The 12093-nt window shown below is 57.9% G+C and carries 13 protein-coding genes; 5 read left to right on the forward strand and 8 right to left on the reverse strand.

The annotated features are described in order from the left end of the window. The 4 genes from VGC62_RS24720 to VGC62_RS24735 form a co-directional block, all read left to right on the forward strand. The coding region (locus VGC62_RS24720; RefSeq protein WP_331189705.1) for an NtaA/DmoA family FMN-dependent monooxygenase at window positions 1-904 on the forward strand (904 nt) is incomplete at its 5' end. Between the two features lie 76 nt (window positions 905-980). Then, entirely contained in the window at window positions 981-2708 is a 1728-nt protein-coding gene (locus VGC62_RS24725; RefSeq protein WP_331189706.1) for an ABC transporter permease subunit, read from the forward strand. Window positions 2709-2716: 8 nt separating this feature from the next. Next, window positions 2717-3223 carry a flavin reductase gene (locus VGC62_RS24730; protein ID WP_331189717.1) on the forward strand — a complete coding sequence of 169 codons (507 nt, stop codon included), beginning with the start codon at window positions 2717-2719 and terminating at the stop codon, window positions 3221-3223. Window positions 3224-3387: 164 nt separating this feature from the next. After that, a complete protein-coding gene (locus VGC62_RS24735; protein ID WP_331189707.1) occupies window positions 3388-4128 on the forward strand; it encodes an SDR family oxidoreductase in 741 nt (246 codons plus the stop codon). On the opposite strand, the gene VGC62_RS24740 is transcribed toward VGC62_RS24735, so the two are convergent. The 8 genes from VGC62_RS24740 to VGC62_RS24775 form a co-directional block, all read right to left on the reverse strand. Then, on the reverse strand, window positions 4121-4267 hold the full coding sequence (locus VGC62_RS24740) for a hypothetical protein (RefSeq protein WP_331189708.1): 147 nt from the start codon (window positions 4265-4267) through the stop codon (window positions 4121-4123). The genes VGC62_RS24735 and VGC62_RS24740 overlap by 8 nt on opposite strands. A gap of 171 nt (window positions 4268-4438) precedes the next feature. After that, the gene (locus VGC62_RS24745; protein ID WP_331189709.1) at window positions 4439-5041 is read right to left on the reverse strand and encodes a cupin domain-containing protein; all 603 of its coding nucleotides are present in this window, start codon (window positions 5039-5041) and stop codon (window positions 4439-4441) included. 76 nt (window positions 5042-5117) lie between these two features. Beyond that, window positions 5118-5831 (reverse strand): urea carboxylase-associated family protein, encoded by a 714-nt coding sequence (locus tag VGC62_RS24750; protein ID WP_331189710.1) that lies wholly within the window; start codon window positions 5829-5831, stop codon window positions 5118-5120. A 14-nt stretch (window positions 5832-5845) separates the two neighbouring features. Beyond that, entirely contained in the window at window positions 5846-7078 is a 1233-nt protein-coding gene (locus VGC62_RS24755; protein WP_331189711.1) for a M20 family metallo-hydrolase, read from the reverse strand. Next, window positions 7075-7881 carry an amino acid ABC transporter ATP-binding protein gene (locus VGC62_RS24760; protein WP_331189712.1) on the reverse strand — a complete coding sequence of 269 codons (807 nt, stop codon included), beginning with the start codon at window positions 7879-7881 and terminating at the stop codon, window positions 7075-7077. The genes VGC62_RS24755 and VGC62_RS24760 overlap by 4 nt, the downstream gene beginning before the upstream one ends. Window positions 7882-7885: 4 nt before the next feature. Further along, a complete protein-coding gene (locus VGC62_RS24765) occupies window positions 7886-8533 on the reverse strand; it encodes an amino acid ABC transporter permease (RefSeq protein WP_331189713.1) in 648 nt (215 codons plus the stop codon). Then, on the reverse strand, window positions 8533-9189 hold the full coding sequence (locus tag VGC62_RS24770; protein WP_331189714.1) for an amino acid ABC transporter permease: 657 nt from the start codon (window positions 9187-9189) through the stop codon (window positions 8533-8535). Before VGC62_RS24770 ends, VGC62_RS24765 begins: the two co-directional genes overlap by 1 nt. A gap of 11 nt (window positions 9190-9200) precedes the next feature. Continuing rightward, the gene (locus VGC62_RS24775) at window positions 9201-10049 is read right to left on the reverse strand and encodes a transporter substrate-binding domain-containing protein (protein WP_331189715.1); all 849 of its coding nucleotides are present in this window, start codon (window positions 10047-10049) and stop codon (window positions 9201-9203) included. Window positions 10050-10599: 550 nt separating this feature from the next. Between VGC62_RS24775 and VGC62_RS24780 the strand changes: the two genes are divergently transcribed. Further along, the coding region (locus VGC62_RS24780) for a PAS domain S-box protein (RefSeq protein ID WP_331189716.1) at window positions 10600-12093 on the forward strand (1494 nt) is incomplete at its 3' end.

Here is a 12093-nt window from a genome sequence, read left to right on the forward strand (position 1 = left end):
CGGCCTGGATAAACTCCCCCCGCATGCCGAACGCTACGACAAGGCCAAAGAGTTCGTGGATGTGGTCGAGGCGCTGTGGGACACCTGGGAGGACGATGCTTTCGTCAATGATCGCGTCAATGGCCTGAACTTCATCGCAGAAAAACAGCATCCGGTACACCACGACGGCAAGTACTTCACGCTGCACGGCGCACTCAACATTGCCCGTCCGCCGCAGGGCAAACCTGTGATCATCCAGGCGGGCGCCTCGGAAACCGGCAAGGACTTCGCAGCGAAGACCGCCGAAGTGGTGTTCGCCTCAGACCCGACAGTAGAAAAAGGCAAACTCTTCTACGATGACCTCAAGAGCCGTGTGGTCAAATTTGGACGCTCGCCCGATGAGCTGAAAATCCTCACCGGCCTGTCCGTCGTCATTGGCGATACTCATGAGCAAGCAGAAGCCAAGTACCAGCACTTGCAAAGCATGATCCATCCGGATGTCGGGCGTATGCGCCTGGCGCAGGACCTTGAAGCCGACTTGTCGGACCTGCCGCTGGATGAGCCAATCCCTGAGGACCGTATCCCCGCCACGTCGAACTTTCATCGCGCCTACTTCGATTACATCGTCAATATGATTCGCGTCGAAAAGCTGACCCTGCGAGAAATGTGCATGCGCTACGAGCGGGGCAACGTGACCTTTCGCGGCACCGCCACAGAGGTGGCTGATCACATGCAGGAATGGCTCGACGCGGGTGCCGCCGACGGCTTCATGATGATTTTCCACACGATGCCAGGTGACATGCAGGATTTCGTCGATAACGTTGTGCCGCTGTTGCAGGAGCGCGGATTAATGAAGCGTGAATACACCGGCAAGACTCTGCGCGACCATTTGGGCCTGGCCCGGCCTGCCAATCGATACGCGTGACAAAATCCGGAGGATGCAGCTAATGGCTGAGGCGGCGATCAATACCGTTACGTCCCGACCCGTCCGGGCCCCTCGGATGCCCCTCAGTGCGCTTTGGCTGGCGGTTCCGGGCGTGCTGTTTCTGGTAGCGTTTTTGCTCTATCCCTCGTTCCAGATACTGGTCGTCAGCCTCAAGGATCCAGGCACGGGTGCCTGGACGCTGGCAGCGTTCAGCAAAGTCTTCGCGGGCGGCGCTTATACCCGCACGCTGAGCTCTACGTTCGTGGTGGCGTTGCAAACCACGCTGTGGTGCATTTTTGCAGGCTATCCGCTGGCCTACTGGCTGGCGCGATTACGCCCGCGTCGTCAGCGGGTGGCCGCGCTTTTTGTTCTGTTGCCGTTCTGGACCAGTGCCCTGGTGAAAAACTTCGCCTGGTTGGTGCTCCTGGGGCGCAATGGGGTCATCAATGCTCTTCTGACAAACATGGGCTTGGCGCCAGCGGAGCTGTTGTTCCAACGCTCTACTGTCGTGTTTTCAATGGTTCATACGATGTTGCCGCTGGCCGTGGTGGTCATGCTGCCCATCATGAATCAGATAGACCGCCAGTTGACTCAGGCTGCGGATACTTTAGGCGCGAGCGCGCCGCAACGATTCTGGCGAATTTACCTGCCACTCTCGATGCCCGGCGTGGCCGCAGCGGGTCTTCTGGTGTTCATTTCATCTCTGGGCTTCTTCATCGTGCCGACCTTGTTGGGCGGGGCCAAGGATACGATGCTCAGTCAATTGATCATTATGCAGATCAACCAACTGCAGAACTGGCAGATGGGCGCGACCATTGCGGTAATGCTAGTGCTGGCAGCGCTCGTCACCTGTTTTATTTACGACCGGACATTCGGTTTGTCTACCTTGTCCGGGGAGTCCGGCAACCGACGTCAGCGCGACGGCATCATGCGCAACTTAGGCCTTGGGCTTGGGCGCCTGATGGGGGATTTGTGCGATGTGCTGGCGCGCGGATATACACGGCTGCTCGGCGACAGAAAGGCCAGTTGGATACTGTCGAGCTACGCATGGCTGATGATCGCCGTGTTGGTGTTGCCGATACTGGCGTTCATCCCGATGGCTTTCACGGGGTCGACGCTCCTGTCGTTTCCACCGCCCAGCTTCAGTTTTAAATGGTTCGCAGAATACTTGCACTCACCGCTATGGGTGGGTGCCACGATTCGCTCGTTTGGCATCGGCATCGCCACTGCGCTCATCACCCTGAGTATTGCAACCATGGCAGCATTGGGCCTGGCGCGCAGCAGGAGTCGCTTAGGAGGACTCGCATTCCTGCTGTTCATGACCCCCATGATCGTTCCGCCAATTGTCATTTCAGTCTCGCTTTTTTACCTGTTCGCTCAGATGTCGCTGGTGGCGACCAACCTTGGCATCATCATCGGTCATACGGTAATTGCCTTGCCCATGGCCTTCGTGGTGTTACTGGCCACGTTTAAACATTATGACTGGCGTCTCGACCAGGCAGCGGCCACCTTGGGAGCTGCGCCATGGCAGGTGTTCGTCAGGATTACGCTGCCGCTGATCAAGGGCGGGATGTTCACCGGGCTAGTCACGGCTTTCCTGCAGTCGTTTGAGGAACTGACCGTCGCCATGTTCATTGGTGGCGGGCTCAAAACCACGCTGCCCAAACAAATGTGGGACGATATTTTGCTTCAGGTCACGCCGACCCTGGCCGCCGCTTCGGTGGTGGTGTTGCTGATTGTCTGTGGCTTGTTTTTCCTCATGGAATATTTTCGTCCCGCGGACCATCAAGTGAGCGCATCGTGACCGAGCAAATGATTGAAGATACCCCGGTGGCCATTGCCACTTTTCGCGACGCCATGGCTCGACTTGGCGCCGCAGTCCATATCGTGACCAGCCACGGGAATGCAGGGACGACGGGCTTCACCGCGACGGCCGTTTGCAGCGTTACCGATACACCGCCGACCTTGCTGGTATGCCTGAACCGCAACGCCTCGGCGTATGCCGCAGTGGTCGAAAACGGCGTGCTCTGCGTTAACACTCTGGCCTCATCCCAGCAATCGTTGTCTCAGGCGTTCGGCGGCAAGACGCCGATGGCCGAACGCTTCGCGGGTGGTGAATGGACGTCTTTGCAAACCGGCTCTCCGGTATTGCACGGCGCAATCGCGAATTTCGATTGCCGTATCGTTGAGGCCAGGCAGGTTGGCACCCACGATGTGCTGATCTGTGAAGCGGTGGCCATTCTCAGTGAAGCCGATTCGCCGGGACTGCTTTACGTCGACCGTGCCTACCATGCCCTGAGCTTGCCTGAGCGATTGTGAACAGTCAGGAACAGCCGACCGCCAGACCGAAATCAGTCCATAGCGCTGTTAAACCCAGGCATTGTTGGCGTTTTTTGAATAGACACGACAACTAATCAATATTTATTCGCTTTAGTGGACATGTAAGTCTGTATCCGACATTGATCTTCACAGGGATTCAGACCATGAACACTCATAGCAAAAAAGTCGCCATCGTTACCGGTTCTTCACGGGGTATAGGCGCAGCCATCGCCGAGCGCCTTGCGCACGACGGTTTCGCCGTTGTGGTCAATTATTCAGGCAATGCGGCACCTGCCGTGGCGTTGGTCGCGAAGATCGAGCAACAGGGCGGCACCGCACTCGCGGTTCAGGCCGATGTCAGCGACAGTGCAGCGGTCAAGAATCTGTTCGATACGGCCAACAGCGCCTTCGGCGGCGTCGACGTGCTGGTCAATAACGCCGGGGTCATGGCACTGGCCCCGCTGGGCGAAACTGACGATGCCACCTTCGACCGCCTGGTCGCGATCAATTTCAAAGGCACGTTCAATACCCTGCGCGAAGCCACCAGGCACCTGCGTAACGGTGGCCGGATCGTCAATTTTTCGTCCAGCGTCACCGCCCTGTTGCAACCGACCTATTCGATATACGCGGCCACCAAGGCCGCGGTCGAATCTATGACCAGCATCCTCGCCAAAGAACTGCGTGGTCGCAACATCACCATCAACGCCGTCGCTCCTGGCCCCACCGCCACCGACCTCTTCCTTCACGGCAAACCCCAGGAAGTCATCGAGCGCCTGGCCAAGTTGGCCCCCCTGGAACGCCTGGGCGAGCCAACCGATATCGCGGCAGTGGTCTCCTTCCTCGCAGGTCCGGATGGCGCCTGGATCAACGGCCAGACCCTGCGTGCCAACGGCGGCATTATTTAATCCGATGCGCATCACCGAGGCCGACATGAATGCGATGCTGGAGAAAGGCTTTGCGTTCGGCCGCCACCTTGACGATGGCCGCGCCTATTACGACTCGATATTCCAGCGCACCTCCCAGGCGTCGGGGCTTTCGGCTCATTTAAGGAAGACCAACGACAAGGAAGGTATCGACTCTCAGGGCGACAGGACTGGTGGGGCGCCACGGACTTCAAAAAGCACTGGCGCTGGGAGCCCCCCACAAACTTCGACGACATAACCCCATGGTCGTTGCGCAACAGCCTTTTTGCGAAGCTCTATTACCTCACGGGGATCAGAAGGTAGCGGGCGTATTGACCCATAAAATCCGCACGATCTCGTTGGTGATATTGCGGTAACCATGGGGCGTGTTGCTGGGGAAGTGAAACGAGTCGCCGGGGATCAGCGTATAGGTGGCCTCACCCAACGTCAGTTCGAGGCTGCCTTCGATCACATAGCCCATCTCTTCACCGACATGCTCGATCATTTCACTGACCATGCCCGGTGCAATGATATGAATATCACCCTGCAACAAGCTGCCCTTCTGTGGATGGGTCACTCGCTCAAGATCGATGTAGCCGGATTTTCCACCCTTGGCGAAGCGGCTGACCTGGCGCGATCCGGCACGCAGTATCGGCTCTTCCGACACCCAGTCCTCGGAGGTCAGTTCGGACACGTTGCTGCCCAGCGCGCGGGCCAGGCGGTGCAGCATGGCCAGCGACGGAGAAGCGGCGTCGTTCTCCAGTTTGGAAATCAGACTTTCGGAACAACTGGCGGCCTCGGCCACCTGTTTCAATGTCAGGCCCACGACCTTACGTGCATGACGCAGACGAATACCCAGGCTTGGCAAGCCGTCGGTATGAAGGGCCTTGGTGGGTGTCTTGCCGAGTTTGGACATGCGTCCCTCATGGAAAATATAAACAAGCGTGACGACAGGCATCCTAGCAGACGCCTGTCGTCCACTGACACGACCACTATCCGTTATGAACCGAGAAGTGGACCTCAACCGGATTGAGGTTGTTGATCGGCACGATGTCCTGAGGGCAGGCGGACATTACTACCACCACGTCCATTTCGGCACGGATCTCAACGTAGTCGCCCGCCTTGGACACCGGTGGTAGCCAAGCGACGCTGTAGTCCGGATTGACAGGGATATTCATCCACAGGTTGAACGGCTGCGGCACTTCGCGTGAACGCAGGCCGATCGCTTGCAGCGCCATGCGCATATTGTCGGAGCAACTGTCGTGGTAACCCTCGACGCCTAGGTTGGTGTAGCGATGCAGGTCGCAGGCGGCCATCAGCGTGTCGTGAATGCCTGGCGAAGTGTCGGTCAGCAGGGTGCCGATGGGACGGCGGCGGTTGCTGTAAAGCTCATCACCGACCTTTGGAATGATGCTGTTGCAGTGCGCACGAGCATGCTCCATGGACAGGAATTCACTCATGTCCTGGGCATTGAACAGCCAGGTGTCACAGACTTGAGTACCGTGAGTGTTGATGATCTTGATGACCTGACCGGCCTGCAGACGCACCGCCCGACCGCAGCGGGCCGGTACGGTGTAGGTTTCGCCGAGCACAGGCGTGCCGTCAGTAGAAATCGGCGCGTTGAGCGTGGCGTTGACGCCCAGAGAAGAGCCATTGTCGGTGTGGCAGCAGGCCGGGTAGTCATGAGCGTGGGTAATGTTGGTCATGGTGACTCCTTGGTTTACGGTTGTTCGGCAAGTGAAACCAGGCCCCAGGCAAGTGCCCTGGTGCCCGTCTCCAACTGCGCGGGTTCGGTGAATTCCAGAGGGTTGTGACTGATACCGTCACGACTGGGGACAAACAGCATGCCGGTCGGGCAATGACCGGCCAGGTACATCGCATCGTGGAAAGCGCCGGAGCGGATCGGCAGTCGTGCCCGGCCTGTGGCGTCGCAAGCCTGCTCCAGCACGCTGATCACCGCCGGGTCGAATGCCGTCGGCGCATGGCTGAACAGGCTTTGCAACTCGGCATCCAGTGGCAGACACGCGGCCAACTGCTCATCGAAAGCCGCCAGCACGGCCGGATCGGCATGACGAAAATCGATACTGAACGTGGCTTCGTTGGCAATGGTGTTGATCGCGTTGGGCAAGACACTCCAGCGTCCAAAGGTCAGGCGCTTATCGTCACCGGCAAGCCGATCTGCCAATCCATCAATGCGCGAGACGGTTTCTATCGCCAGCAACAGCGCATCACGGCGCATGGACATTGGTGTGGTCCCAGCGTGGGCCGACACGCCCTTGCAACGCACCTGATACCAGCGCACGCCCTGAATACCGGTAACCACACCCAACGCAATACCAGCCTGTTCCAGCACCGGGCCTTGCTCGATGTGCAGTTCCACGAACGCGTGGGCATCGATCTTTGCGCGTAACGGCAGATCGGCAAAGCGACGCGAATGAGCGTCCAGCGCCTGGCCTACCGAAATCCCGTTGGCATCGATATTGTTGCGATAGGCCGCCAGCCGCGCAGGCTCGACGTAAGCGCTTGAGCCCATGGCACCGGGGCTGAAACGACTGCCCTCTTCGTTGGTCCAGACCACCACTTCAATTGGGCGACGGGTGCGAATGCCGGCATCTTCCAGCGCATAAAGACACTCAAGCCCGGCCATCACGCCGTAACAGCCATCGAGTCGCCCGCCCGTAGGCTGGGTGTCGATATGGCTGCCAGTCATCACCGCAGGCAGGTCTTCACGGCCCTCACGACGGATGAACAAATTGGCACAGCCATCGGACCAGACCTGACAACCGAGCTGTTGCGCCTTGCCGATCAGCCAAGCACGCGCCTGAAAGTCTTCGTCAGACAACGCCTGGCGATTCATGCCGCCCCGCTCGCCCGGCCCGAAGGTCGCCAGGGTGTCGAGCAAGCCGTGCAGGCGCTCGGCGGATACCGCTTCGAGAACACGTTGTGCCGTCATGGGGTGACCTTTGTGCGAGGTGTGAGACTGCGGTTGAACCAAGGCGTGAGAAAGCGTTGCAGGCGTTCGGTCTTGGGGGTCTGGAACAGTGACAAGGGCGCACCGGTCTCGACGATTTGCCCTGCCTCCATGAACACCACATGGTTGGAAATCTGTGCGGCGAAACTCATCTCATGAGTGACCATCACCATGGTCATACCATCGTCGGCCAGGCTTCGAATGACCTGCAGCACTTCCTCGACCAGCTCAGGATCAAGCGCCGATGTCGGCTCATCCAGCAGCATCAGACGCGGCTTGATCGCCAATGCCCGGGCAATGCCGACCCGTTGTTGCTGACCGCCGGACAAGCGCGCCGGATACGCATCGGCCTTGGCGGCCAGACCGACACGCGCCAGTGCTGAATCGGCCAGGGTTCGCGCATCCGCCTTGGGCATGCGCTTGCCCAGCACCAGCGCGGCCATGACGTTCTCGCGCACGGTCATGTGCGGCCACAGGTTGAACTGCTGAAACACCATGGCCAGCGGCTTGCGGACCTCGTCGATCTTGGCCTCGCTGTCACGGTCTTTGGCGTTACGGCTCGGGCCGCTATAGCCCAGCAACTGACCATCGATCCAGACCTCGCCCTCGTCATAGGTTTCAAGAAAGTTCATGCAGCGCAAGGCCGTGGTTTTGCCTGACCCCGAGGGGCCGATCAATGAAACGATCTCGCCCGCCTGCACCGACAGATCAAAACCTTTGAGCACACTGTTGGCGCCGTATGACTTGCCGACACCGCGCAGTTGAAGAAGGGGTAGCGTGCTCATGGCATCAACCTCGCAAATGGCGCGTCGCGCGCCGCCCCAGATACTCGGCCATGACCGCGACTGCGGTGGTCAGCAGCCAGTAGCTCAGCACCAACAAGGCGTAGGGCACGACGTAAGAGAAAGTGGTGGAAACGATTCGTCCGGCCGTCATGGTCAACTCCGGCACGGTAATGATCGAAGTGACGGCGCTTTCCTTGATGGTCAGCATCACCTGATTGCCCAGCAATGGCAGCACAAAGGCGAATGCCTGAGGCGCCTGGATGTGCCAGAACGCCTGACGCCCGGAAATCCCATGAACCCGCGCGGCTTCGACTTGCCCCATGGGCACGCTGGCCCAGGCAGAACGAAACAGCTCGGCGAAATAGGCGGCGCTGTAGAGTCCCAGCGACATGATGCTGGCCTCGACGGCTTCCAGCCGCAGGCCCAGCACCGGCAAACCGAAATAGATGATCGCCAGTTGCGCCAGAAATGGCGTGCCACGGATCAGCCAGATATACAGCCGATAAAATCCAGAGAAAAAAGGCAGCGCCAGACGCAAGGCATTCAAGCCGAATCCCAGCACCAGGCCCAATAACGCGGCCGCAAGACTGATCCCCAGCGTCACCAGCAGCGCTTCACCAAAATCCGGCAAATAGCTCATGAGTTCTTGCATCAGGCGCGCTCCTGCCAATGGCGTTCAAGCATCCGGCCCAGCACGCTAAACACACTGGTCAGTGCCAGATAAAACAAGGCGGCGACCAGATAAACCTCCAGCGGCCGATAGGTCTGCGACACCAGTTGCTGACTGACGCGCATCAGGTCGGTGATGGAGATCACCGAGACCACGGCGGACACCTTGATCACGTCGATCAGCTCGCTGATCAGCGCAGGCGACGTCAGCCGCAACACTTGCGGCAACTGGATGTGCATCAGGGTTTTCCATTTACCAATGGAAAACACCGAAGCGGCCTCAAGCTGACCTTTGGGAATGGCCGCAAAGCCACTGCGCAAGATCTGCGACTGGTAAGCAGCGGTGTTCAATGCCAGCGCCAGCGCAGCGGCCACCAAAGGCGGTACGTCCACGTTCAGCGCTGACGGCAAATAGAACAGCAACAACAGTTGCGCGAGCATCGGCGTGCCGCGAAAGAAACTGACATACACCTTGGCGAACACTGCCCCGCCCCGGCTGCGGCCATTGCCGATCAAGTAAATCAGCACGCCGATGACAAACCCCAATGCCATCCCGAGCGCACACAACCACAGCGTGGTCAGTGCGCCGTCGAGCAAGGCGGGCCAGTAAAGCGCGAAGCGCGTGCTGAAATCGTTCATCGACACACCACTCAGATGGTCGGAACTGGCATGGCATCAGTCGGCAGGGTCATGGTGAAACCGAACCATTTTTCCTGCAGCGTCTTCAGCGTGCCGTCGGCGTTGGCGCGGGCGATACCGTCACTGAACAGCTTCACCAGGCTGGCGCTGTCAGCATCCTTGCGACCCACCCAACCGAAGTACGTGACCGGGCCCACCATGTCTGGCAGCGTCGCGAATAGACCCGGACGAGATTTCATCAGCGGGCCAAGGTTGGACAGCGACTGCGCCACACCATCGAGGCGACCGGCAGCCAGATCGGCGTAGGCCTCATCGAAGCTGACGTACTCCTTGATGCGCTTGACTCCTGGCTGCCCTTGGGCCTTGAGCTTGGCATCGAAAGCTTGCAGCACCGCCAATTGACCGGAACCGGCCTGCGAACCGATCACTTTGCCGTTGAGGTCCGACAGCGATTTTATGTCGTTATCGTCGCCACATTTGAGCAACGCCACGGTCGATTCAGCAATCGGCAGGGTAAAGGCGAACTGGTCATAACGCGCCTTGTTCACGGTCACCGATGTCACCACAAAATCGAACTTACGAGTATCCAGCCCCGGCAGGATGCCTTGGAATGGGAGGTCTAACTGACGCAGCTTCACCCCTGGCAGATCGGCGTCGAGGATGTAATGCATCAGGTCAGCGCCGTAGCCGACGATCTTGCCGTTCTCCACCGACTCGAAAGGAGCGAAACGCGCCTTGGTGGCAACGACGATTTCCTTTTTCTCTTTAACCCGCTGCAACAGATCGTCCGCATGGGCCATGGAGGCTGCGAACAGTGTGATCAACGACAGGGACAGTGCTTTGAGTGCGTGACGTTTCATCGGTGTTGCCTCCACTTGAACGGCCAGGATTTTTATTCAAGTAACTTGAATAAAAATACAAAAGCATGAATTGTGCCAATGTCAAAAACCCATCATTCAAGTGGCTTGAATCCTTTTTAAAGGAAAAAGACTGTCCCGGATTTGCGCAGACTGGACACCAAGCGCTTCAAATCGGTGCAAAAAAATGGCTTAAGAAGCAACCGCCTGGCATCTGCGGACCCTGCCTTCGAAACGTCCACACGCTTCGCGACTGACGTCACTGCTTCGCGCGCCAGCTCGACTATTGACATGGGTGGGCTATCGGACAAATCAACATTGGTAACCTCTCGCGCAGCGATCAAGGGACACTGGGATTTTTCCCAGTTCACCGCCCAAATTCGCGTCTCGCCCAGAATACTTGGTAGCAGTGATTCTGCGCTCAGAGGCTTCATGTCAATATATCGATTACTCGTAAGCGCAACCTTTGTGACGCGGCCTAAACGGTATCCACCGTGAGCAAAACGTTCAAAAAAAAGCGCCACCGCCGCCGCAGTGAAGGTGAGGATGTGTCATGAAAATGGAAGACCCGATGGCTGATATCCATCACACCCTGCTGCCAGCATTGGAGCAGTCATTTACGGCTATCGTCCTCATTGATGAAAACGACCGTGTCGTGTTTTTCAACGAGGCGGCCGAGCGGCTTTGGGGCTACGATCGCAGTGAGATTCTGGGGCGGAATATGAGGCCGTTGCTACCCCAGGCCCTTCGTTCCGACCATGGCGGCTATACCCACAAAAATCGGGAAGGGGGTAAGTCCAAGGTCGTCGGAATGAGCCGCGATATTCTGATGGAGCGCAAGGATGGCCGACAGCAATGGGCAACCTTTTCCCTTTCCAAGATCGACGTGGCAGGTCGAATTCATTACATGGCCTTTGCCCGAGATGTATCGGACGAGGTCGCACGTCGCGAAGAAAACAGGCTGTTGTTGCTTGCGGCCAATAACACCGACCGTGCAGTGTTCGTTCTCGATCATGAACGTCGCATCGTTCAGGCTAACCGCGCCTTCACGGATATGTTCGGCTTTGAGGCGGCAGAGGTACTCGGCAAAATACCTAGCCATTTTCTGACTAGCGCGAGAACGGACAAAGAAACATTGGCTCGCTTACGTGACCGGGCATGGGGGCAAGCTCGGTTTCAGGAAGAGATACTGGCGTCGCGCAAGGATGGCCGGGAAGTGTGGGTGCGGGTCTCGGCCAATCCTGTCTTTGACGAGGAGGACAAAAGCCTTCTGCGCAACATAGTTATCACCCTGTCAGATGTCACCGAAGAGCGTCAGATCCGCGACTTGCAACAAGATGTGCTGGAAACCTTGGTCAGTGATCTTTCCTTGATGGACATGGGGGACTTTCTTTGTAGACGTGTCGAGATGATCGCGCCGGAAATTATTTCCTCCATCCTGTTAGTAGATGCAGAGAGCAAGCTACAACCTTGGGCTGCGCCTCGACTGCCTGCCGAGTACACCGCCAACCTCACAGGCGTGGCTATCGGTGATAAAGCCGGTAGCTGCGGAACCGCAGCCTTTCGCGGTGAGCCGATAATGGTGATCGACATCGAAAATGACCCTCTGTGGGGGCCTTACAAATCCTTCGCCTTGCCTCACGGATTGAGGGCGTGCTGGTCATATCCCATTAAACGCCGGGATGGCAGTGTCGCGGCCATCTTCGCCTTCTATTTCACTGAGTGCCGTGGACCCGATGCGTTTCACGAGCGAATCGTCGATGCCTGTATCAATCTCTGCACGCTGGCAATATATCGCGAAGAAAGTCGGCAACAGATCAATCGCCTGGTTCAGTTTGACAGCCTGACAGGCCTGCCTAACCGAAGACACCTGTACCAGCATATCGACGGCCTGCTCTGCAATAGACCGCATGAGGGGATCGCGCTTTTTTGGTTGGATTTGGATCGCTTCAAAGACATCAACGATACATTGGGACATTCGGCAGGCGATCAGGTGCTGATCGAAATGACCAATCGACTCAGTGCTCAACTCGGATCAGAAGAGTTT

Source organism: Pseudomonas sp., assembly GCF_036404235.1.
In the GTDB taxonomy this organism is placed as follows: Bacteria; Pseudomonadota; Gammaproteobacteria; order Pseudomonadales; family Pseudomonadaceae; genus Aquipseudomonas.